Origin of the sequence: Streptomyces sp. NPDC007905 (assembly GCF_042959345.1) — a bacterium.
Lineage (GTDB): Bacteria > Actinomycetota > Actinomycetes > Streptomycetales > Streptomycetaceae > Streptomyces.
In genome coordinates this window covers 125,106-145,522 of sequence record NZ_JBIBKS010000005.1, presented here as the reverse complement: position 1 = coordinate 145,522, position 20,417 = coordinate 125,106, and the positions used below count along the sequence as shown (strand labels likewise).

The window sequence follows — 20,417 nt, the reverse complement described above, 5'->3', positions numbered from 1 at the left end:
GCCGATGTCCACGACTGAATCCCCCGCCTCCGGAGTCGGCCCCGTCGAGGGCGCTCCGGTCTACTCCGTCGACAACCCGGCCCCGCTGATCGAGGCGCCGCGCAAGCGCACGAAGAAGTCCCCGAAGTCGACCCGGGGCAACTTCGAGCTGGCGGCCTGGCTCTTCATGCGCCTGTCCGGCATCGTGCTGGTCGTCCTCGTGATCGGCCACCTGCTGATCCAGCTGGTGCTGGACGGCGGTGTGTCCAAGATCGGCTTCGCCTTCGTGGCCGGCCGCTGGGCGTCCCCGTTCTGGCAGGTCTGGGACCTGCTGATGCTGTGGCTCGCGATGCTGCACGGCGCCAACGGCCTGCGCACGGTCATCAACGACTACGCCGAGCGGGCGAACACCCGGCTGTGGCTCAAGGGCCTGCTCTACACCGCCACGGTGTTCACCATCCTGCTGGGCACGCTGGTGATCTTCACCTTCGACCCGAACATCCGCTAGGCACGGGGCTGCGAGAAACATGAAGATCCACAAGTACGACACCGTCATCGTCGGCGCCGGCGGCGCGGGCATGCGCGCGGCCATCGAGGCGACGAAGCGCAGCCGCACCGCCGTGCTGACCAAGCTCTACCCGACCCGCTCCCACACGGGCGCCGCGCAGGGCGGCATGGCCGCCGCGCTCGCCAACGTGGAGGAGGACAACTGGGAGTGGCACACCTTCGACACGGTCAAGGGCGGTGACTACCTGGTCGACCAGGACGCCGCCGAGATCCTGGCGAAGGAGGCCATCGACGCCGTCCTCGACCTGGAGAAGATGGGCCTGCCGTTCAACCGGACCCCGAACGGCACCATCGACCAGCGCCGCTTCGGCGGTCACAGCCGCAACCACGGCGAGGCCCCGGTCCGCCGGTCCTGCTACGCCGCGGACCGCACCGGCCACATGATCCTCCAGACGCTGTACCAGAACTGCGTCAAGGAGGGCGTGGAGTTCTTCAACGAGTTCTACGTCCTGGACCAGCTGATCACCGAGGTCGACGGCGTCAAGAGGTCGGCCGGTGTCGTCGCGTACGAGCTGGCGACCGGCGAGATCCACATCTTCCAGGCGAAGGCCGTGATCTACGCCTCCGGCGGCTGCGGCAAGTTCTTCAAGGTCACGTCCAACGCGCACACCCTGACCGGTGACGGCCAGGCCGCCGTCTACCGCCGGGGCCTGCCGCTGGAGGACATGGAGTTCTTCCAGTTCCACCCGACCGGCATCTGGCGCATGGGCATCCTGCTGACGGAGGGCGCCCGTGGTGAGGGCGGCATCCTCCGCAACAAGGACGGCGAGCGCTTCATGGAGAAGTACGCGCCGGTCATGAAGGACCTCGCGTCCCGTGACGTCGTCTCCCGCTCCATCTACACGGAGATCCGCGAGGGCCGGGGCTGCGGTCCCGAGGGCGACCACGTCTACCTGGACCTCACGCACCTCCCGCCGGAGCAGCTGGACGCCAAGCTCCCGGACATCACCGAGTTCGCGCGCACGTACCTCGGTATCGAGCCCTACACGGACCCGATCCCGATCCAGCCGACCGCGCACTACGCGATGGGCGGCATCCCGACGAACGTCGAGGGTGAGGTCCTGGCGGACAACACCACGGTCGTCCCGGGTCTGTACGCGGCCGGCGAGGTCGCCTGTGTCTCCGTGCACGGCGCCAACCGCCTCGGCACCAACTCGCTGCTGGACATCAACGTCTTCGGCCGCCGCGCGGGCATCGCCGCCGCCGAGTACTCGGCGAAGGCGGACTTCGTCGAGCTGCCGGAGAACCCGGAGTCCCTCGTCATCGAGCAGATCGAGCGGCTGCGCAACTCAACCGGCAACGAGCGGGTGGCCACGCTCCGTCGCGAGCTGCAGGAGACCATGGACGCCAACGTCATGGTGTTCCGCACCGAGCAGACGATCAAGACGGCGGTCGAGAAGATCGCCGAGCTGCGCGAGCGCTACAAGAACGTGGCGATCCAGGACAAGGGCAAGCGGTTCAACACGGACCTCCTCGAGGCGGTCGAGCTGGGCAACCTGCTCGACCTGGCCGAGGTCATGGCGGTGTCGGCCCTGGCCCGCAAGGAGTCCCGCGGCGGTCACTACCGCGAGGACTACCCGAACCGCGACGACGTCAACTTCATGCGCCACACCATGGCGTACCGCGAGGTCGGCGCCGACGGCTCGGAAACCGTCCGTCTCGACTACAAGCCGGTCGTCCAGACCCGCTACCAGCCGATGGAGCGTAAGTACTGATGGCAACCCCCGTTCTGGACAAGGAAGACGCGGCCGGCCGGCCCGAGCCCGGATTCGCCGACTCCCCCTACATCACCGTCACCTTCCGGGTCCGCCGGTTCAACCCGGAGGTCTCGGCGGAGGCGACCTGGGAAGACTTCCAACTGGAGATCGACCCGAAGGAGCGTGTCCTCGACGGCCTCCACAAGATCAAGTGGGACGTCGACGGCACCCTGACCTTCCGCCGCTCGTGCGCGCACGGCATCTGCGGCTCGGACGCGATGCGGATCAACGGCAAGAACCGTCTTGCCTGCAAGACGCTGATCAAGGACATCAACCCCGAGAAGCCGATCACGATCGAGCCCATAAAGGGCCTGACGGTCCTGAAGGACCTGATCGTGGACATGGAGCCGTTCTTCCAGGCGTACCGGGACGTCATGCCGTTCCTGATCACCAAGGACACGAACGAGCCGACGCGCGAGCGTCTGCAGTCCCCCGAGGACCGCGAGCGCTTCGACGACACCACGAAGTGCATCCTGTGCGCCGCGTGCACGTCGTCCTGCCCGGTGTTCTGGAACGACGGCCAGTACTTCGGTCCGGCCGCGATCGTGAACGCCCACCGCTTCATCTTCGACAGCCGGGACGAGGCGGCCGAGCAGCGCCTGGAGATCCTCAACGACCGCGACGGCGTGTGGCGCTGCCGCACGACCTTCAACTGCACGGACGCCTGCCCGCGCGGCATCGAGGTCACGAAGGCGATCCAGGAGGTCAAGCGCGCGCTGATCACGCGTCGCTACTGAGGTCGTCCGCAGTACGCCTGCGAGGGCCCCGTTTCCAGCCGGCAGCTGGAAACGGGGCCCTCGGGCATATGCCCGTACCCAGCCGGCCCCTGCGCGATCCCGGAACCGGCCGGTCAGTGCGTCCCACGGCCGTTGCGCCATGCGGACAGCGTCCCCTCCCCCGGCCTCTCTCCCTCCAACGAGTGACCCCGTTCCCCCCTCTCCGGTCAGCCCCCTTGGCCGTTCCCGGAAGACACCTAATCTGATGGCATGTCAGACGAAGAGTCGTACGAGCTGCTCGGGTTCGACAACGTGCTGCTGCCCGTCGGGGACCTCGCGGAGGCCGTCGGGTTCTACGAGCGGGCCGGGTTCACCGTCGGATTCCGGTTCGACGAAGGCGGGATCGCGCAGCTGAAGGTGGGCGGCGAGACGCCCGGCATCCTGCTGCGCGTCGAGGACGGGCTGGGGCACCGGCCGCCGCCCTGGCCCTCGGCGCGCCTGTGGCTGGAGGTGCCGGACGCCCGAGCGGCCGCGCAGGAACTGGCCGCCGCCGGAATCGCGCCGCTGGACGAGGTGTCCTCCGTGGCCACCGGCTGGACGGTCGAGATCGCCGACCCCTGGGGGAACATCTTGGGGTTCACGGACTACAGCAAGCGCCCGGCGCTGGGCCGCAGGGGCTGAGACGAGGATCTTCCCAGCCTTGAGTTGAACATGTTCAAAAGCAGGTCTACAGTCATGCCTGTCAGCGTTTTGAACGCGTTCAAGAAGGGGTGGGGCATGGACCGCACCGTCATCGCCTACGTCATCTACCTGGCCGTCAGCATCGCGCTGACCATCTGGGTGGCCCGCACGCTCAGCCGCAACGGCCGCGTCTTCCTGGCCGACGTGCTGCGCGGCAACGAGAAGCTCGCCGACGCCGTCAACCACCTCCTGGTGGTCGGCTTCTACCTCGTCAACCTGGGCTTCGTGGCGCTGTACCTGAGCGACAGCGGGGACATCGACGACACCCGCGGCATCTTCGAGGCCCTGTCGGCCAAGCTCGGCGTGGTGCTGCTGGTGCTCGGCGTGATGCACCTGGGCAACGTGTACGTGCTCAACAAGATCCGCCGGCGCGGGCTCCTGGAGCGGGAGCAGCAGCCCCCGGTGAACCCCCAGGGCTGGCTCCCGCCGACCGTCGGGGCGTGACCACCGTGACCTCCACCGAGGGCCGGGGCGCCGCCGGCGTCCCGGTCCGCGGGCTCACCGTCCTGTACGACGCCGAGTGCGCCCTCTGCGCCCACCTGCGCGGCTGGCTCGTACGGCAGTCGCAGCTGGTGCCGCTGGAGCTGGTTCCGGCCGGGTCCGCCGAGGCCCGCCGGCGCTTCCCGGGGCTCGACCACGCCGCCACCCTCGACGAGATCACCGCGATCGGCGACGCCGGACAGGTCTACCAGGGGTCCCGCGCCTGGATCGTCGTCCTGTGGGCCCTGCGCGAACACCGCCCGCTCGCCCACCGGCTGAGCACCCCGGCGGGGGCCAGGCTGGCCCGCGGGGCGGTGCTGGCGGCCGCGAAGTGGCGGGGTGCGCAGTGGGGCGGACAGCGGATCTACCGGAGGGCCGACGGGTGGTCGTACCACCCCAGCCGGGGCTGGACCCATGAGCCGCCGTCCTGCTCCGAGGGCGCCTGCGCCACTGGTTAGGCTCCTACCGTGCCCGCGAAGAACGACGGCCCCGAGGCCGGCCCCCAGAGCAAGTCCGAGCAGACCCGTGCGCTGATCCTGGAGACCGCGATGCGGCTCTTCCAGGAGCGCGGCTACGACAAGACGACCATGCGGGCCATCGCCAAGGAGGCCGGCGTCTCCGTCGGCAACGCCTACTACTACTTCGAGGGCAAGGAGCACCTGATCCAGGGCTTCTACGACCGGATCGCCGCCGAGCACCAGGTGGCGGTCCGGAAGGTCCTCGACCGGGAGACCGACCTGGAGGCACGGCTCGCCGGCGTGCTGACCGCGTGGCTGGACATCGCCAAGCCGTACCACGAGTTCGCGGTGCAGTTCTTCAAGAACGCCGCCGACCCCGACAGCCCGCTCAGCCCCTTCTCACCCGAGAGCGAGCACGCCCGCGAGCAGGCCATCAGCGTCCACCGCGAGGTACTGGCCGGGTCCAGGTCCAAGGTGGCACCCGAGCTCCGGGACGTCCTCCCGGAGCTGATGTGGCTCTCCCAGATGGGGCTCGTCCTGTACTGGGTGTTCGACCGGACCGAGGGACGTGAGCGCAGCTACCGGCTGGCGCGCCGGGGGGCACGGCTGACCGCCCGCGGGGTCGCCCTGGCCCGCTTCCGGGTGCTGCGCCCCCTGGTGCTCGAAGTCCACGAGCTGTTCACGGACTTCCTGCCGGGCATGACGAAGGCTCTGCCGGACCCGGGGTCCAGGGCGCGACGCGAGGACTGACCGCGCCCCGGGAAGGAGTCGCTCAGATCCACTGCAGACGCCACAGGCGGAACACGCCCGTGCCGTCCGTCAGGTACTGGCCGCCGCCGACGTCCTCGGTGCTGACCACGTACTCCTTGCGCTGCCACAGCGGGATCAGCGGCACGTCGGTCGCCACGTCCGCCTGGATGTCGCGGAAGTCGCCCGCGGCCCGCGTGCGGTCGGCGTACTGCTGGCTGTGCAGGATGAGGGTGTCCACGAGCTTGTTGCTGTAGCCGGTGCTCATGGTGGAGCCGGTGCCGACGAGCGGGGAGCCGAAAGTGTCCGCGTCGGGGTAGTCGGCCACCCAGCCGACCGCCCAGGCGTCCATCTTCCCGGTGGCCCAGCGCTTTTGGAAGTCGGTCCACTCATAGCCCCGGACGTCCACCTTGAACAGGCCGCCCGCCTCCAACTGCTTCTTCAGCTCGGCGGCCTCCTCCGCACCGGCGCCCCGGTTCTTGCCGTAGCCGAAGGTGAAGTGCACCGGCAGGGTCACCCCGGCCCGGGTGAGCAGCTCCCGCGCCTTCGCGGTGCTCTGCGTCGGGTAGTCGTCGAAGAAGGACGTGGTGTGGCCCGTGATGCCGGTCGGGATCAGCGCGTACAGGGGGTCGACCGTGCCCTCGTACACCTTGGTGGCCAGCCGCTCACGGCTGACCAGCCAGGCCATGGCGCGGCGCACGCGCACGTCGTGCAGCGGGGAGTTCGCGCGGGTGTTGAGGTAGAGGTTGCGGGTCTCGGAGCTGTCGGACTCGGTGACGCGCTGCTTCGGGTCGCTCGGGTTCAGCTCGGAGAGCACGTTCGGCGGCAGCGTCCGGGTGGCGACGTCGACCTGCTTGGCCTTCCAGGCGCTGCTGAGCTTCTGGGAGTCGGCGTAGTAGCGCAGCTCGATCGGGCGGCCGGTACCGCTCAGGTAGCCCTTGTAGTTGTGGTACGGCTCGAGGACGGCCTTCTTGTTCTTCGTGTACGAGGTCAGCGTGTACGGGCCGGTGCCGTCGACACCGGTGCCGGTGCGCAGCGCGCCGGCCGGGTAGGCGTCCTTGTCGACGATCGAACCGGCGCCGGTGGCGATCTTCAGCGGGAAGGTGGCGTCCGGCGAGACCAGATGAAAGGTGACCGTCGTCGCGCTGTCGACGGTCACCGAGCCGAGGGTGGAGAACAGGGACGCCGGACCGACGTCGGAGTTGATCTTCTTCACCCGTTCGAAGGAGTACTTCACGTCCTCGGCGGTCATCCTGCGTCCGCTCGGGAAGGTGATGTCGTCGCGCAGTCGGCACTGGTACGTCTTCAGGCCGCCGCCCTCGAAGGCGCAGCCCTTCGCCGCGTCCGGGACGGGTTCGACGCCGCCCGGCTCGAAGGTCAGCAGCGTCTGGAAGACGTTGCTGAACAGGGCCCAGGAACCGGCGTCGTAGGCGCCGGCCGGGTCCAGTGACGTGACGGCGTCCGTCGTGCCGACCGTGATGGTCTTGTTCTTGTCCTCTTGCGACGGCAGTAACTGCCGGCCGCCGATTCCCACGACGGCGAGTACGAGCAGCGTCACGAGAATACGCATGCGAACAGATCGCATGGTGGTGCCCTCCCCCGGCCCTCCAGGGCCCTACCCCTGGCAGCACAATGTCGCCACACCCCTAAGTGACGCGGCTCACCCAATCACACGGCTTTCACCGGGGGGAAGGGCTTTCTGACCAGATGGGCAAGAACTTACCGAGGCGTTGTTTCGACCCGGTTTCACAGCACCTTCACAGGCACGGGGGCGGTGTTGGTCAGGCGCGTGTGGCGGCCAGCTCGATGACCGTCACGTCCGACGGCGCCCCCACGCGCGTGGGCGGCCCCCAGGCTCCCGCGCCCCTGCTGACGTACAGCTGCGTGTCGCCGTAGCGTTCGAGACCGGCCACGGTCGGGTTGGCGGCGGCCGCGATGAGGCTGCCGGGCCAGAGCTGGCCGCCGTGGGTGTGGCCGGAGAGCTGGAGGTCGACGCCGCGCCGGACGGCCTCGTGGATCTGCACCGGCTGGTGGGCGAGGAGCACGCACGCGCGCGCCGGGTCCCGGTCACCGAGCGCCTTCCCGAAGTCGGGTCCCTGGCCCTCGCTCTCGCCCTGCAGGTCGTTCACCCCGGCCAGGTCGAAGTACGGCAGTTCGGTGCGGGCGTTCTCCAGCGGGTGCAGACCGAGGGTCCGTACCTCGGCGACCCACTGTTCGGCGCCGGAGAAGTACTCGTGGTTGCCGGTGACGAAGTAGGCGCCGTGCCGGGCGGTGAGCCGGGCGAGGGGCGCGGCGGCCGGGCCGAGGTCCTTCACGCTGCCGTCCACCAGGTCACCGACGACCGCGATCAGGTCGGGCTGGGTGGCGTTGACGGTGTCGACGACCCGCTGGGCGAACCCGCGGCCGAGGACGGGGCCCAGGTGGAGGTCGCTGACGACCGCGATCCGGAAACCGTGCGCGGCGGGCGGCAGCTTGGCGAGCGGCACAGTGACACGCTTCACACGCGGCCCGCGCAGCACACCGTAGGTGCCGTAGCCGACGGTGCCGACTGCGGCGGTCGCCGCGGCCCCGCCGACGACCCGGGAGACGAAGAGACGGCGGGAGGGCGCGGGCACTGCCTCCCGCGCCGCCCGCGGGGCCTCCGGTTCGCTCGCCACCCACAGGGACTCCGGCTCGCTCGGAGGCGGCCCCGCCGGTACGGTTTCCGGCTCGGGTACGGGGGTCGCGGCGCGCGCCCGCCGCTCCAGGAATCGCCGCAGCAGGGGCCGTACGACCTCTCCCGCCACCACCGCCAGCAGCAGGTACAGCGCCAGCGCCATCCACAGGAAGCCGGGCCAGGCGAGTGTGCGCTGCAGCCAGAAGGAGGCGCCGGAGCGTTCGGCGACCAAGGCCGTGATCATCAGGAGCGGGCCGGCGACGAAGACCGCCGTGCCGGCGCGGCGGGCGAGGCCCGGGCCGCGGGTCGTGTCACGCACCAGGCGGCGCCACACGTACCAGTGCCCCAGCGCCACAACGGCGAGGGCGACCAGCGCGACGAGGACGAAGACGATGACCACGCTGCCGTAACCCCCGCTATGACGTGCGGCGCAGTGCGCGCAGTCCGCGCAACCCGATGACCCCGATGACCGTCCCCAATACGAAGGAAACGACCGCCAGCAGCAGGTGCACCCAGAAGTACGCGGTCGGGTGACCGTCGTCGAAGGCGAGCCCGCTGCTGTCCTTGACCAGGTTCTTGACGAAAGTGACCCAGATGACCCAGCTCCACACCCCGAAGGCGAGCAGGAACCAGGAGACCGGGCGGCTGAGTTTCACTGGGACTGACCTTTCCACGCAATGCCGGGCACCCGCGGGCGGCCGGGGATCCGGCCCGCCGCACAGCAGCAATCGGATGCAGTGCCCCCCGGATGAGCACAGCATGGGACCAGTATCGCCGTCCGCCGTGCGGTTGCGTGTCCGGGGTGGGGTGCTGGGCGGGACTTCGCGGCGCGTGCCAGGTACGTTCTCGACCGTGCCCGCACCCAAGAAGACCGTCAGGCGATCCCTGCTGGTCACCACCGCCACGCTGCTGTCCCTCTCCGTCACCGCACCCGCCGCCCTCGCGGCCCCGACCCCCTTGACGAGCCCGACGGCCACTCCCCCGGCGCAGATGTCCCAGGTCGGCGGCGCCCGGCTGGGACAGCCCGGGACGCAGGTGAACCTCGCCGAGGGCGTGCCCGTGCTCCCCAAGGACATCACCGCCCGCTCCTGGATCGTCTCCGACGCCGAGTCGGGCGAGGTCCTCGCCGCGCACAACGCGCACTGGCGGCTGCCCCCGGCGAGCACCCTGAAGATGCTGTTCGCGGACACCGTGCTGCCGAGGTTCCCGAAGACGACGGAGCACAAGGTGGTGCCGTCCGACCTGGCGGGCATGGGTGCCGGCTCCAGCGTGGTCGGGATAAAGGAGGGCCACAGCTACACCGTTCACGACCTGTGGCTCGGCGTCTTCCTGCGTTCGGGCAACGACGCCGTGCACGTGCTGTCCGCGATGAACGGCGGTGTCGCGCAGACCGTCCAGGACATGCAGGAACACGCCGACGAACTGCAGGCCCTGGACACCCACGTGGTCAGCCCGGACGGCTACGACGAGCCGGAGCAGGTGTCGTCGGCGTACGACCTGACGCTGTTCGCCCGCTCCGGACTGCAGAAGAAGGACTTCCGCGACTACTGCTCGACGGTGAGCGCGACCTTCGGCTCCGCCGAGATCCGCAACACCAACCGGCTGCTGAGCGGTGACACCGATGTGCCCGTCTACCAGGGCATCGCCGGTGTGAAGAACGGCAACACCACCCACGCGGGTGCCACCTTCACCGGCGTCGCCGAACGGAACGGCAAGGTGCTGCTGGTCACGGTGATGAACCCGGAGAAGCACGAGCACAACGAGGTCTACAAGGAGACCGCGAAGCTGTTCGACTGGGGCTTCCAGGCGGCCGGCAAGGTCCAGCCGGTCGGCGAGCTGGTCCCGCCGAAGAGCGCCGGCAGGCCCACCGACCCGCCCGGCGCCACCGCCCCGGTCGGACAGGCCCAGGGGACCGGCGGGTCCGGCTCGGTGGTGAGCGCCACCACCGGGCACGACTCCGGCGGTGTCGGGACCGCCCTGGCCGTCGCCGGCGGGCTGCTGGTGCTGCTCGGCGGCGCGGTGTTCCTGGTCAACCGCCGTTGGCCACTGCCGGATCTGATGCGCCGTCGGACGCGGTCCTGACGTCCTGCGATGCGGTCTCCTTGCTCTGCGTCGCCGTCCAGGCGGCGCAGAACAGGACCAGCTTCGCGGTGAAGTTGATCCACAGCAGCAGGGCCACCGGGACGCCGAACGCGCCGTACATGCTCTTCGCGGCGACTCCCTGGATGTAGCCGCTGAGCAGCAGCTTCAGCAGCTCGAAGCCGACCGCGCCGGTGAGAGCGGCCACCAGCAGGCGGCGGCGCGGGGGTTCGACGCCGGGCAGCAGGGTCAGGACGCAGAGCAGGACCAGGAAGTCGGCGAGCACGGCGACGGCGAACGCGGCGGTGCGCAGCAGCACACTGCCCCAGCTCATCCGGTCGATGCCGAGCTGGTCGGTGATCCAGCCGACCATGGCCGAGGCCACGGTGGAGATGGCGAGCGTGGCGACGACGGCCCCGCCGAGACCGACCAGGATGCCCGCGTCCTTGACCCTGGCCATGAGCGGGTTCTGCTCGCTGTCGGGCAGCTCCCACACGGTGCGCAGGCAGTCGCGCACCTGCCCGACCCAGCCGATGCCGGTGAACAGCAGCACGGCGCCGGCGATGACTGAGACGGTGCCGGCGTTCTGCACCAGGGAGTTGATGTCCAACTGGTCGGAGAGTCCGGGGATCTGCTCGGCGATCTTGTTCTGCAGGTTCTTCTGCTGCGACTCGCTGAGCGTGGCGGCGGCGATCGCCCCGGCCAGCGTCAGCAGCGGGAACAGCGCGACGAAGCTGACGAAGGTCATCGCCGCGGCAAGCCGCGTCCACTTCACCCGGTCCAGACGCTCGTAGGACCGCCAGGCGTGCGTGAGCGTCAGCCGGGTGACGATCGGCCCGATCCCGGGAAGCTTCTTCAGCCAGTCCATGATCGGACTGTGCCCGCTCCGAGTGAGCGTCAACACCGCGTTTCTTCGGCAAGACGGTCATATGCGGGCTATACGGTCAGTTGTCATGAAGGATGCGACCGACCTGCCCCAGTCCCTGCTCGTCCTCGGCGGCACGTCCGAGATCGCGCTGGCCACCGCCCGCCGCCTGATCGCCCGCCGCACCCGTACCGTGTGGCTGGCCGGCCGCCCCTCGCCCGCCCTGGAAGAGGCCGCCGGGCACCTGCGCACCCTGGGCGCCGACGTCCGCACGGTCGCCTTCGACGCTCTCGACCCCGAGTCCCACGAGGCGGTCATCGACAAGGTGTTCGCCGAGGGCGGCATCGACATGGTGCTGCTCGCCTTCGGCATCCTCGGCGACCAGGCCCACGACGAACGCGAGCCCCTGCGCGCGGTCCGGGTCGCCCAGACCAACTACACCGGAGCCGTCTCGGCCGGCCTGGTCGCCGCCAGCGCCCTGCAGACCCAGGGCCACGGCTCCCTGGTGGTCCTCTCCTCCGTCGCCGGTGAGCGCGCCCGCCGCGCCGACTTCATCTACGGCTCCAGCAAGGCCGGGCTCGACGCCTTCGCCCAGGGCCTCGGCGACGCGCTGTACGGCACCGGCGTGCACGTCATGGTCGTACGCCCTGGGTTCGTCCGTACGCGGATGACGGCCGGCCTGGTCCCGGCGCCGCTCGCCACCACCCCCGAGGCGGTCGCCACGGCCGTCGAACTCGGCCTGCGCCGCCGCTCGGAGACGGTGTGGGTACCGGGCGCCCTGCGCCTGGTGATGTCGGCCGTGCGGCACGCGCCACGTGCCGTGTTCCGGAGACTTCCGCTCTGACCGTGCGGGGCTACCGGCTGGCGATCGTCCCGCGCTCGACATCGGCCTGGCCGCCCTGCGGCGGCACCACGGATCCCCCGAAGGTGTACTCCCGCAGTTTGCGCCACACGCCGTCGGGGCCCTGCTCGTAAAGCGCGAACCCGGTGCACGGCCACTCGGCCTCGAAGCCGGCCAGCTCCGCGAAGGCGCGGTCCATCGCCGCCTCGTCGATGCCGTGCGCGACCGTGACGTGCGGGTGGTACGGGAACTGCAGCTCGCGCGCCACCGGCCCGGAGGCGTCTCGGACCCGCTGCTGCAGCCAGGTGCACGCCTCGGCGCCCTGGACCACGCGGACGTAGACGACCGGCGACAGGGGCCGGAAGGAGCCGGTCCCGGACAGCCGCATCGGGAACGGGCGGCCGGCCGCGGCGACCCCGCTGAGGTGCGCCTCGACAGCGGGCAGGTCGGCCTCGTCCACCTCGGTCGGCGGCAGCAGGGTGAGGTGGGTGGGGATGCCGTGAGCCGCGGCGTCGCCGAAGCCCGCGCGCCGCTCCTGGAGCAGGCTGCCGTGAGGCTCCGGGACCGCGATCGACACGCCGATCGTTACGGTCCCCACGTCGTCTCCTGTCGTCGCGTGCTGTCTTCTCGGTCGTCTTCGTCCGTGCCGTCGGCTATCGACTGTACGGCCACGGATGTCCTGTGGGCAGGCGCAGCAGAAGTGATGTGCAGCGCTCTGCCCTCTCGGACACGTGTGCGGCGTGCGCCGCGGTGCTCCTCGGTGCCGCCGGGCGCCTCCTCGTGCCCCCCGGGCGCCTCCCCGCGCCCCGGGGTGCCCGGGGCGCCGGTCAGTGCTTCGCCGGCAGGAAGCCCACGCGCTCGTACGCCTCGGCGAGCGTCTCCGCGGCGACGGCGCGCGCCTTCTCCGCGCCCTTGGCCAGGATCGAGTCGAGCGTCTCGGGATCGTCCAGGTACTGCTGGGTGCGCTCCCGGAACGGCGTCACGAACTCGACCATGGCCTCGGCGAGGTCCGTCTTGAGCGCGCCGTAGCCCTTGCCCTCGTACTGCGCCTCCAGGTCGGCGATGCCCGTCCCGGTGAGGGTCGAGTAGATGGTGAGCAGATTGCTCACGCCCGGCTTGTTCTCGGCGTCGAAACGGATCACCGTGTCGGTGTCCGTGACCGCGCTCTTGATCTTCTTCGCCGTCGTCCTCGGCTCGTCGAGCAGATTGATCAGGCCCTTCGGCGTGGACGCCGACTTGCTCATCTTGACCGACGGTTCCTGCAGGTCGTAGATCTTCGCCGTCTCCTTGAGGATGTACGGCTTCGGGACGGTGAAGGTCTGGCCGAAGCGGCCGTTGAAGCGCTCGGCGAGGTCACGGGTCAGCTCGATGTGCTGGCGCTGGTCCTCGCCGACCGGCACCTCGTGGGCCTGGTACAGCAGGATGTCCGCGACCTGCAGGATCGGGTACGTGAACAGACCGACGGACGCACGGTCGGCACCCTGCTTGGCCGACTTGTCCTTGAACTGGGTCATGCGGCTCGCCTCGCCGAATCCGGTGAGGCAGTTCATGATCCAGGCGAGCTGGGCGTGCTCGGGGACGTGGCTCTGCACGAAGAGGGTGCAGCGATCCGGGTCCAGTCCTGCGGCGAGCAGCTGCGCCGCGGCGAGGCGGGTGTTGGCGCGCAGCTCCTTCGGATCCTGCGGCATCGTGATCGCGTGCAGGTCCACGACCATGTAGAACGCGTCGTGCGACTCCTGCAGGGCCACCCACTGGCGGACGGCGCCCAGGTAGTTGCCGAGGTGGAACGAGCCGGCGGTGGGCTGGATTCCGGAGAGCACGCGGGGTCGGTCAGTCGCCATGTCTCTCATTGTCTCAGAGAGCTCGAGGGGGTTCGGTGCGTGGGGAACCGCGGACCGTGTGGGACCGGTCGCGCAGTTCCCCGCGCCCGTTCAGGCCGGCTCAGCCGAGGTCGATCTCCGGGTAGAGCGGGAACGCCGCGACCAGGTCCGTGGCTCGCTGGGCGATTTCCTGCGCCACCTTCTCGTCCAGCACGTGGGCCGCCTTGGACGGGGCGCCCGACTTGGTGGTGCCCGGCTCGGTGGTGGTCAGGACGCGGTCGATGAGGCCCGCCACCTCGTCCATCTCCGCCGTGCCCAGGCCGCGGGTGGTGAGGGCGGGCGTGCCGATGCGGATGCCGGAGGTGTACCAGGCGCCGTTCGGGTCGGCCGGGATGGCGTTGCGGTTGGTGACGATGCCCGAGTCGAGCAGGGCCGTCTCCGCCTGGCGGCCGGTGAGGCCGTAGGAGGTGGCCACGTCGATCAGGTTGAGGTGGTTGTCCGTGCCGCCGGTGACCAGGGTGGCGCCGCGCCGCATCAGGCCCTCGGCGAGAGCGCGGGAGTTGTCGACGATGCGCTGGGCGTAGTCCTGGAAGGAGGGCCGGCGGGCCTCGGCGAGGGCGACGGCCTTGGCGGCCATGACGTGCGGGAGCGGGCCGCCGAGGACCATCGGGCAGCCGCGGTCGACCTGGTCCTTGAGGGAGTCGTCGCACAGGACCATGCCGCCGCGCGGGCCGCGCAGGGACTTGTGGGTCGTCGTGGTGACGATCTGGGCGTGCGGGACCGGGTCGAAGTCACCGGTGAGGACCTTGCCCGCGACCAGGCCCGCGAAGTGGGCCATGTCGACCATCAGGGTCGCGCCGACCTCGTCCGCGATCTCCCGCATGATCCGGAAATTCACCAGACGCGGGTACGCGGAGTAGCCGGCGACGATGATCAGCGGCTTGAACTCACGGGCCTGGACGCGCAGGGCGTCGTAGTCGATGAGGCCCGTGGCCGGGTCGGTGCCGTAGGAGCGCTGGTCGAACATCTTGCCGGAGATGTTCGGACGGAAGCCGTGGGTGAGGTGGCCGCCCGCGTCGAGGGACATGCCGAGCATGCGCTGGTTGCCGAAGGCCTGGCGCAGCTCGGCCCAGTCGGCCTCGGTGAGGTCGTTGACCTGGCGGGCGCCGGTCTTCTCCAGGAACGGGGCCTCGACGCGGTCGGCGAGGACGGCCCAGAAAGCGACGAGGTTGGCGTCGATGCCGGAGTGCGGCTGGACGTAGGCGTGCCGGGAGCCGAAGAGCGCCTTGGCGTGCTCGGCGGCCAGGGACTCCACCGTGTCGACGTTGCGACAGCCGGCGTAGAAGCGGCGCCCGATGGTGCCCTCGGCGTACTTGTCGCTGAACCAGTTGCCCATGGCCAGCAGGGTGGCCGGGGAGGCGTAGTTCTCGGAGGCGATCAGCTTGAGCATCTCGCGCTGGTCGGCCACCTCCTGGCCGATGGCGTCGGCCACTGCCGGCTCGACGGCGCGGATGACGTCGAGGGCGGCACGAAAGGCGGTGGACTCGGTGGAGAGGGGCTGCTGCTCTGGCATGGGGACCTCCGGACGGCGTGCGTTCAGCGTTCACGTTCGGCCCAGGCGCACGGCACTGAATTCCCGCTCGGGCCGCTCCCCGATGGTCCGTCCCATCCCAGCGCGCCAGTCACGGCCCGTTGATCAGCCTACCGGGCGCGCCGGAGCGGGAGGTCCCGCGTCCACCATGCGAGCGAGGATAGGAAGGGGCTCACCGTCTTTTCCGGGAGAGGCCGTGACCACTGCTGAAGACCTCATCGCCGCCGCCGAGGCGCACAGTGCGCCCACCTACCATCCGCTGCCCGTCGTCGTGGCCACGGCGGAGGGGGCGTGGATGACGGACGTGGAGGGGCGGCGGTATCTGGATCTGCTGGCCGGTTACTCGGCGCTCAACTTCGGGCACGGCAACCGGCGCCTGGTCGAGGCGGCCAGGCGGCAGCTGGAGCGGGTGACGCTGACCTCGCGCGCCTTCCACCACGACCGGTACGCGGCGTTCTGCACGGAGCTGGCCGAGCTGTGCGGCATGGAGATGGTGCTGCCCATGAACACCGGCGTCGAGGCCGTGGAGAGCGCCGTGAAGACCGCCCGGAAGTGGGGGTACCGGGTGAAGGGGGTGCCCGCGGAGATGGCGAAGGTCGTGGTCGCGGGCGGCAACTTCCACGGCCGTACGACGACGGTCATCAGCTTCTCGACCGACCCGGAGGCCCGCGCGGACTACGGGCCGTACACGCCGGGGTTCGAGATCGTGCCGTACGGGGATCTGACGGCGATGAAGGCGGCGATGACCGAGAACACCGTCGCCGTGCTGCTGGAGCCGATCCAGGGCGAGTCCGGGGTGATCGTGCCGCCGGCCGGCTATCTGCCGGGGGTGCGGGAGCTCACGCGCGAGCGGAACGTGCTGTTCGTCGCCGACGAGGTCCAGTCGGGGCTCGGGCGGACCGGGCGGACGTTCGCGTGCGAGCACGAGGGCGTCGTACCCGACGCGTATGTGCTGGGGAAGGCGCTGGGCGGCGGGATCGTGCCGGTGTCGGCGGTGGTGTCCAGCGCAGAGGTGCTCGGGGTGTTCCGGCCGGGCGAGCACGGGTCGACGTTCGGCGGGAATCCGCTGGCCTGCGCGGTGGCGCTGGAGGTGATCGCGATGCTGCGCTCCGGCGAGTTCCAGGCGCGGGCGGCGGAGCTGGGCGAGCGGATGCACCGGCAGCTCGCCGGGCTGCTCGGCACCGGCCGCGTGACGGCGGTGCGCGGGCGGGGGCTGTGGGCGGGCGTGGACATCGCCCCGGGACTCGGCACCGGCCGGGAGGTGTCGGAGCGGCTGATGGACCGCGGGGTGCTGGTGAAGGACACCCACGGTTCCACGGTCCGGATCGCCCCGCCGCTGATCATCGGCGAGGAGGACCTGGACTGGGGGCTCGCCCAGCTGCGGGCGGTGCTGGAGGTCTAGCGGCGCTCCCCTAGAGTCGCTTCGTGCTCTGGGGAATGGTGTGCGCGCTGGCCGCGGCGGTCTGTTTCGGTACGGCGACGGTGCTGCAGGCGGTCGCCGCGCGGGAGGCCGGTACGGGCGGGGGCGGCGAGGCGGCACTGCTGCTGCGGGCCTTGCGGCAGTGGCGGTATCTGGCCGGGCTGGCGCTGGACGGGCTGGGCTTCCTGTTCCAGATCGCGGCCCTGCGGTCGATCCCGATCTACGCGGTCAGCGCGGCACTGGCGTCGAGTCTCGCGGTGACGGCAGTGGTCGCGGCGCGTCTGCTGCGGGTGTGCCTGAGCGGCACGGAGTGGGGCGCGGTGGGGGTGGTGTGCGCCGGGCTCGCGATGCTGGGGCTGGCGGCCGGGCCGGAGGGAGCCGAGGGCGGGCCGGACGCCCTGGGGTACGCGATGCTCGCGACGGCGGTCGGCATGCTGGTGCTCGCGCTGCTGGGTGGCCGGCTGTCCGGGCGCATGCGGGCCCTGGTGCTGGGGCTCGGGGCCGGTTTCGGTTTCGGCGTGGTGGAGGTGTCGGTCCGTCTGATCGACGATCTGGCGCCGGTGGCCCTGCTCACCGATCCGGCGGCCTACGCCCTCCTGATCGGCGGAGGTGCCGCCTTCATGCTGCTGACCTCGGCCCTGCAGCGCGGATCGGTGACGACGGCGACGGCCGGCATGGTGATCGGCGAGACGATCGGCCCGGCCGCGGTAGGCGTCATCTGGCTCGGCGACCGCACCCGCGAGGGCCTGGCCTGGCTTGCGGTGCTCGGGTTCGCGGTGGCGGTGGCGGGCGCGCTGGCGCTGGCACGGTTCGGGGAGGCGCCGGCCGCCGGCGGTAAAGCCGCGGAGGCCGCCGGCCCGCTGGGCTGACCGGGCCCCCCTTCCCCGCCGCTCCGACGGTGCGGAGGCCGCCGGCCCGCTGGGCCGACCAGGCCCCCTTCCCCACCGCTCCGACGGGTCTCGTCCTCGAACGCCGGACGGGCCGAGGAGGCGCGGTCACGGCAACACCTTGCACAACGCCTCCAGCGCCCCCGCCCACGCGCTGTCCGGCGGCGTCCCGTAGCCCACGACCAGCGCGTCCAGCGGCTCGGCGACAGCCTGCTCATGACGGTGGAAGGCGAGGCCGTGCAGGGCCAGCCCCTGCCAGGTGGCGGCCTGGATCACCGACTGCTCGGTGCCCGGCGGCAACCTCAGCACCGCGTGCAGCCCGGCCGCGATCCCGGTCACCTCGATGCGGGAGCCCTCGGGTGCGCGGCCGGCGACGGCGGCGGCGAGGGCGTCCCGGCGGCGCCGGTAGCGCAGACGGGAGGAGCGCACGTGGCGGTCGTAGGCGCCGGAGGTGAGGAACTCGGCCAGGGTCAGCTGGTCAAGCACCCCGCAGGTGTCGATAGGTCCCTTGGCCGCGACCACCTCCTCCACCAGGGACGGCGGCAGCGCCATCCAGCCCAGCCGCAGGCCGGGGGCGAGGGACTTGCTGGCGGTGCCGAGGTGGACCACGTGGTCGGGGTCGCGGCCCTGCAGGGCGCCGACGGGCTGGCGGTCGTAGCGGAACTCGCCGTCGTAGTCGTCCTCCAGGACCAGCCCGCCGGTCCGGCGCGCCCACTCCACGACGGCGGTCCGCCGGCCGGGGTGCAGGGGTGTGCCCATCGGGAACTGGTGCGCGGGGGTGACGAGCACCGCCCCCTCGTCGCCCAACGCGCCGGTGTCCGTGCCCAGTTCGTCGTACGGCAGCGCGCGGGTCGCCAGACCCGCGCCCTTCAGCAGTCCCCAGTGGACGTCGAGCCCGTACGACTCCACCGCCACCGTCCGCACTCCGCGTGCCCGCAGCACGAGGCCGAGGAGGCGCAGGGCGTGCGAGAAGCCCGCGGTGATCACGATGGTCTCGGGGTCGGTGCGGACGCCCCGGGCGCGGGCGAGGTAGCCGGCGAGGGCGGTGCGCAGTTCGGGGCGGCCGCGCGGATCGCCGTAGCCGAGGGCGTCGAAGGGCGCGGTGGCCAGGGCGCGGCGGGCGGCCTTGAGCCACTCGGTGCGCGGGAAGGCGGCGAGGTCGGGGGTGCCGGGGACGAGGTTGTAGAGGGGCCTTTCCGGTTCGCGGCGCCGGGGTGGTGCGGTGTCCGCCGGCGGGAGGGCCGCCCGCTCGCCGACCCGGGTTCCGGAGCCCTGGCGGGCAGTGAGCCAGCCTTCGGCGACCAGGTCGGCGTAGGCCTCGGCGACGGTGTTGCGGGCGATGCCCAGGTCGGCGGCGAGGCTGCGGGAGGAGGGCAGCCGGGTGCCGGGGGCGAGGCGGCCGGTGCGGACGGCATCGCGCAGCGCGTCGGTCAGACCGCGGCGCAGCCCGCTGGACCCGGCCGGCTCCAGGTGCAGGTCTACCCCCAGAGTGGCCCATGAATTCGCCATGGAAATGGACCATACTCCTGGGCTTCCTCGCTCCTAGGGTCGAAGCATGACCACTGCACAGGAGACCGTCGAGTACGCCGCCGAACAGGCCCCGCGGCTGCGCTGGGCGCAGCACGCGCCCGAGGTCTACAAGGCCATGATCCGCCTGGACACGGCGGCCAGGCAGGGCCTGGACCCGACGCTGTACGAGCTGGTGAAGATCCGGGCCTCGCAGCTGAACCACTGCGCGTTCTGCCTCGACATGCACACCAAGGACGCGCTCGCGGCGGGCGAGAGCGTGGAGCGGATCGTGCAGCTCAGCGCATGGGAAGAGTCGCGGCACTGCTACACCGGCAAGGAGCTGGCGGCGCTCGAGCTGACCGAGGCGATCACCGTGCTGACCGACGGCTTCGTGCCGGACGAGGTCTACGAGAGGGCCGCCGGGCAGTTCGAGGAGGCCGAGCTGGCCCAGCTGATCGCCGCGATCACGGTGATCAACGCGTGGAACCGGTTCGGTGTGAGCACCCGGATGACCCCGGGCCATTACCGGCCGGGCCAGCACCGGTGAGCCGCACCCAGTTGCTCGACCGCGAGGTCGGCCGATGAGCAAGGCAGACCTGTTCCGCGCGCTGCACCTGAAGCGCGCCCAGGGTGACCCGCTGGTGCTGCCCGGCCCCTGGGACGCGGCCAGTGCCCGGGTGCTGGTGGAGGCCGGGTTCCCCGCCCTGGCCACGCCCAGCGCGGGCGTCGCCGCCTCCCTCGGGTACGAGGACGGGGCGACCCCGGCGGACGAGATGTTCGCGGCGGTGGCCCGGATCGTGCGGGCGGTGGACGTGCCGGTGTCGGCGGATGTCGAGGGCGGGTACGGGCTCGTGCCGAGGGAGCTGGTGGAAAGGCTGCTGGAGGCCGGTGCCGTGGGGTGCAACCTCGAGGACTCGGGCAACGGGGGTGTCCTCAAGGATCCGCACGAGCACGCCGACTACCTCGCCGAGGTGCGCTCGGCCGCCGCGGACCGGCTCTTCGTCAACGCCCGCGTCGACACCTTCGTACGGGGCGACGGCGATCCCCGACGGGCCATCGAGCGGGCGGCGTTGTACGTGGCGGCGGGCGCGGACTGCGTGTATCCGATCCTCGCCCCGGTCGACGTACTGCCGCTGCTGCGGTCGGGCATCCAGGGGCCACTGAACATGGTGGCCCGGCTGGACGGCGCGGGCCCCTCGCCCGCCGTGCTCGGCGAACTCGGGGCCAGCCGCGTCACGTTCGGACCGGGACTCCAGCGGCGGGCCACGGCCGCTCTGGGAGAGATCGCCGCCCGGCTCCGCTGA

Annotated in this window: 21 protein-coding genes and 1 riboswitch; of the genes, 13 read left to right on the top strand and 8 right to left on the bottom strand. The window is 71.1% G+C overall.

Going from position 1 to position 20,417, the window contains the following annotated elements; translation table 11 throughout:
• The first annotated feature begins 4 nt into the window (after window positions 1-4).
• The 7 genes from ACFZDC_RS11140 (at window position 5) to ACFZDC_RS11110 (ending at window position 5,448) form a co-directional block, all read left to right on the top strand.
• On the top strand, window positions 5-487 hold the full coding sequence (locus ACFZDC_RS11140) for a succinate dehydrogenase hydrophobic membrane anchor subunit (RefSeq protein WP_391322443.1): 483 nt from the start codon (window positions 5-7) through the stop codon (window positions 485-487).
• A gap of 19 nt (window positions 488-506) precedes the next feature.
• A complete protein-coding gene (gene sdhA / locus ACFZDC_RS11135; RefSeq protein WP_391322442.1) occupies window positions 507-2,261 on the top strand; it encodes a succinate dehydrogenase flavoprotein subunit in 1,755 nt (584 codons plus the stop codon).
• Entirely contained in the window at window positions 2,261-3,040 is a 780-nt protein-coding gene (locus ACFZDC_RS11130) for a succinate dehydrogenase iron-sulfur subunit (RefSeq protein WP_391322440.1), read from the top strand. Before sdhA ends, ACFZDC_RS11130 begins: the two co-directional genes overlap by 1 nt.
• Window positions 3,041-3,289: 249 nt before the next feature.
• Window positions 3,290-3,700, top strand: a complete 411-nt coding sequence (locus ACFZDC_RS11125) for a VOC family protein (RefSeq protein WP_391322438.1) — start codon at window positions 3,290-3,292, stop codon at window positions 3,698-3,700.
• Between the two features lie 96 nt (window positions 3,701-3,796).
• Complete coding sequence (locus tag ACFZDC_RS11120) at window positions 3,797-4,204, top strand: hypothetical protein (RefSeq protein ID WP_391322436.1); 408 nt, start codon at window positions 3,797-3,799, stop codon at window positions 4,202-4,204.
• Window positions 4,201-4,698: a DCC1-like thiol-disulfide oxidoreductase family protein gene (locus ACFZDC_RS11115; protein WP_391322434.1), complete on the top strand. Its 498-nt coding sequence runs from the start codon at window positions 4,201-4,203 to the stop codon at window positions 4,696-4,698. Before ACFZDC_RS11120 ends, ACFZDC_RS11115 begins: the two co-directional genes overlap by 4 nt.
• A 9-nt stretch (window positions 4,699-4,707) precedes the next feature.
• Complete coding sequence (locus ACFZDC_RS11110; RefSeq protein ID WP_391322432.1) at window positions 4,708-5,448, top strand: TetR family transcriptional regulator; 741 nt, start codon at window positions 4,708-4,710, stop codon at window positions 5,446-5,448.
• A 22-nt stretch (window positions 5,449-5,470) separates the two neighbouring features.
• Here ACFZDC_RS11110 and ACFZDC_RS11105 read toward each other — a convergent pair whose 3' ends face one another.
• The 3 genes from ACFZDC_RS11105 to ACFZDC_RS11095 form a co-directional block, all read right to left on the bottom strand.
• A complete protein-coding gene (locus ACFZDC_RS11105; protein WP_391322429.1) occupies window positions 5,471-7,015 on the bottom strand; it encodes an ABC transporter substrate-binding protein in 1,545 nt (514 codons plus the stop codon).
• A 211-nt stretch (window positions 7,016-7,226) separates the two neighbouring features.
• On the bottom strand, window positions 7,227-8,501 hold the full coding sequence (locus ACFZDC_RS11100) for a metallophosphoesterase (RefSeq protein WP_391322427.1): 1,275 nt from the start codon (window positions 8,499-8,501) through the stop codon (window positions 7,227-7,229).
• A gap of 16 nt (window positions 8,502-8,517) precedes the next feature.
• Window positions 8,518-8,757 carry an SCO4848 family membrane protein gene (locus ACFZDC_RS11095; protein ID WP_356818531.1) on the bottom strand — a complete coding sequence of 80 codons (240 nt, stop codon included), beginning with the start codon at window positions 8,755-8,757 and terminating at the stop codon, window positions 8,518-8,520.
• A 196-nt stretch (window positions 8,758-8,953) separates the two neighbouring features.
• On the opposite strand from ACFZDC_RS11095, the gene ACFZDC_RS11090 reads away from it, so the two are divergent.
• On the top strand, window positions 8,954-10,183 hold the full coding sequence (locus tag ACFZDC_RS11090) for a D-alanyl-D-alanine carboxypeptidase family protein (RefSeq protein ID WP_391322425.1): 1,230 nt from the start codon (window positions 8,954-8,956) through the stop codon (window positions 10,181-10,183).
• Here ACFZDC_RS11090 and ACFZDC_RS11085 read toward each other — a convergent pair.
• The gene (locus ACFZDC_RS11085) at window positions 10,131-11,048 is read right to left on the bottom strand and encodes a YhjD/YihY/BrkB family envelope integrity protein (protein WP_391322423.1); all 918 of its coding nucleotides are present in this window, start codon (window positions 11,046-11,048) and stop codon (window positions 10,131-10,133) included. The genes ACFZDC_RS11090 and ACFZDC_RS11085 overlap by 53 nt on opposite strands.
• Before the next feature lie 85 nt (window positions 11,049-11,133).
• Between ACFZDC_RS11085 and ACFZDC_RS11080 the strand changes: the two genes are divergently transcribed.
• Window positions 11,134-11,889, top strand: coding sequence for a decaprenylphospho-beta-D-erythro-pentofuranosid-2-ulose 2-reductase (locus ACFZDC_RS11080; RefSeq protein ID WP_391322421.1), 756 nt, complete (start codon window positions 11,134-11,136; stop codon window positions 11,887-11,889).
• Between the two features lie 10 nt (window positions 11,890-11,899).
• On the opposite strand, the gene ACFZDC_RS11075 is transcribed toward ACFZDC_RS11080, so the two are convergent.
• The 3 genes from ACFZDC_RS11075 to ACFZDC_RS11065 all read right to left on the bottom strand — a co-directional run bounded on the left by ACFZDC_RS11075 (window position 11,900) and on the right by ACFZDC_RS11065 (window position 15,279).
• Complete coding sequence (locus ACFZDC_RS11075; RefSeq protein WP_391322419.1) at window positions 11,900-12,484, bottom strand: 2'-5' RNA ligase family protein; 585 nt, start codon at window positions 12,482-12,484, stop codon at window positions 11,900-11,902.
• Window positions 12,485-12,713: 229 nt separating this feature from the next.
• Window positions 12,714-13,727, bottom strand: a complete 1,014-nt coding sequence (gene trpS / locus ACFZDC_RS11070) for a tryptophan--tRNA ligase (protein WP_391322417.1) — start codon at window positions 13,725-13,727, stop codon at window positions 12,714-12,716.
• A gap of 100 nt (window positions 13,728-13,827) precedes the next feature.
• Entirely contained in the window at window positions 13,828-15,279 is a 1,452-nt protein-coding gene (locus tag ACFZDC_RS11065; RefSeq protein WP_391322415.1) for a glycine hydroxymethyltransferase, read from the bottom strand.
• Between the two features lie 32 nt (window positions 15,280-15,311).
• A riboswitch (ZMP/ZTP riboswitch) is annotated at window positions 15,312-15,402 on the bottom strand.
• A 43-nt stretch (window positions 15,403-15,445) separates the two neighbouring features.
• Here ACFZDC_RS11065 and rocD point away from each other — a divergent pair.
• Together rocD and ACFZDC_RS11055 are read left to right on the top strand one after the other, a co-directional pair.
• On the top strand, window positions 15,446-16,699 hold the full coding sequence (gene rocD / locus ACFZDC_RS11060) for an ornithine--oxo-acid transaminase (RefSeq protein WP_391322413.1): 1,254 nt from the start codon (window positions 15,446-15,448) through the stop codon (window positions 16,697-16,699).
• A 35-nt stretch (window positions 16,700-16,734) separates the two neighbouring features.
• Window positions 16,735-17,586: a DMT family transporter gene (locus ACFZDC_RS11055; RefSeq protein WP_391322817.1), complete on the top strand. Its 852-nt coding sequence runs from the start codon at window positions 16,735-16,737 to the stop codon at window positions 17,584-17,586.
• 126 nt (window positions 17,587-17,712) lie between these two features.
• On the opposite strand, the gene ACFZDC_RS11050 is transcribed toward ACFZDC_RS11055, so the two are convergent.
• The gene (locus tag ACFZDC_RS11050) at window positions 17,713-19,113 is read right to left on the bottom strand and encodes an aminotransferase class I/II-fold pyridoxal phosphate-dependent enzyme (protein ID WP_391322411.1); all 1,401 of its coding nucleotides are present in this window, start codon (window positions 19,111-19,113) and stop codon (window positions 17,713-17,715) included.
• Between the two features lie 46 nt (window positions 19,114-19,159).
• Here ACFZDC_RS11050 and ACFZDC_RS11045 point away from each other — a divergent pair, with 46 nt between their 5' ends.
• Window positions 19,160-19,660, top strand: coding sequence for a carboxymuconolactone decarboxylase family protein (locus ACFZDC_RS11045; protein WP_391322410.1), 501 nt, complete (start codon window positions 19,160-19,162; stop codon window positions 19,658-19,660).
• A 34-nt stretch (window positions 19,661-19,694) separates the two neighbouring features.
• Window positions 19,695-20,417: an isocitrate lyase/phosphoenolpyruvate mutase family protein gene (locus ACFZDC_RS11040; protein WP_391322408.1), complete on the top strand. Its 723-nt coding sequence runs from the start codon at window positions 19,695-19,697 to the stop codon at window positions 20,415-20,417.

Excerpts from the sequence above, each read along its gene's own strand:
- ACFZDC_RS11065 (WP_391322415.1), bottom strand. The coding sequence starts at position 15,279 with ATGCCAGAGCAGCAGCCCCTCTCCACCGAGTCCACCGCCTTTCGTGCC.
- ACFZDC_RS11045 (WP_391322410.1), top strand. The coding sequence starts at position 19,160 with ATGACCACTGCACAGGAGACCGTCGAGTACGCCGCCGAACAGGCCCCG.
- ACFZDC_RS11140 (WP_391322443.1), top strand. The coding sequence starts at position 5 with ATGTCCACGACTGAATCCCCCGCCTCCGGAGTCGGCCCCGTCGAGGGC.
- trpS (WP_391322417.1), bottom strand. The coding sequence starts at position 13,727 with ATGGCGACTGACCGACCCCGCGTGCTCTCCGGAATCCAGCCCACCGCC.
- ACFZDC_RS11105 (WP_391322429.1), bottom strand. The coding sequence starts at position 7,015 with ATGCGTATTCTCGTGACGCTGCTCGTACTCGCCGTCGTGGGAATCGGC.
- ACFZDC_RS11130 (WP_391322440.1), top strand. The coding sequence starts at position 2,261 with ATGGCAACCCCCGTTCTGGACAAGGAAGACGCGGCCGGCCGGCCCGAG.
- ACFZDC_RS11080 (WP_391322421.1), top strand. The coding sequence starts at position 11,134 with ATGAAGGATGCGACCGACCTGCCCCAGTCCCTGCTCGTCCTCGGCGGC.
- sdhA (WP_391322442.1), top strand. The coding sequence starts at position 507 with ATGAAGATCCACAAGTACGACACCGTCATCGTCGGCGCCGGCGGCGCG.
- ACFZDC_RS11050 (WP_391322411.1), bottom strand. The coding sequence starts at position 19,113 with ATGGCGAATTCATGGGCCACTCTGGGGGTAGACCTGCACCTGGAGCCG.
- rocD (WP_391322413.1), top strand. The coding sequence starts at position 15,446 with ATGCGAGCGAGGATAGGAAGGGGCTCACCGTCTTTTCCGGGAGAGGCC.
- ACFZDC_RS11085 (WP_391322423.1), bottom strand. The coding sequence starts at position 11,048 with ATGGACTGGCTGAAGAAGCTTCCCGGGATCGGGCCGATCGTCACCCGG.
- ACFZDC_RS11055 (WP_391322817.1), top strand. The coding sequence starts at position 16,735 with ATGGTGTGCGCGCTGGCCGCGGCGGTCTGTTTCGGTACGGCGACGGTG.
- ACFZDC_RS11125 (WP_391322438.1), top strand. The coding sequence starts at position 3,290 with ATGTCAGACGAAGAGTCGTACGAGCTGCTCGGGTTCGACAACGTGCTG.
- ACFZDC_RS11040 (WP_391322408.1), top strand. The coding sequence starts at position 19,695 with ATGAGCAAGGCAGACCTGTTCCGCGCGCTGCACCTGAAGCGCGCCCAG.
- ACFZDC_RS11120 (WP_391322436.1), top strand. The coding sequence starts at position 3,797 with ATGGACCGCACCGTCATCGCCTACGTCATCTACCTGGCCGTCAGCATC.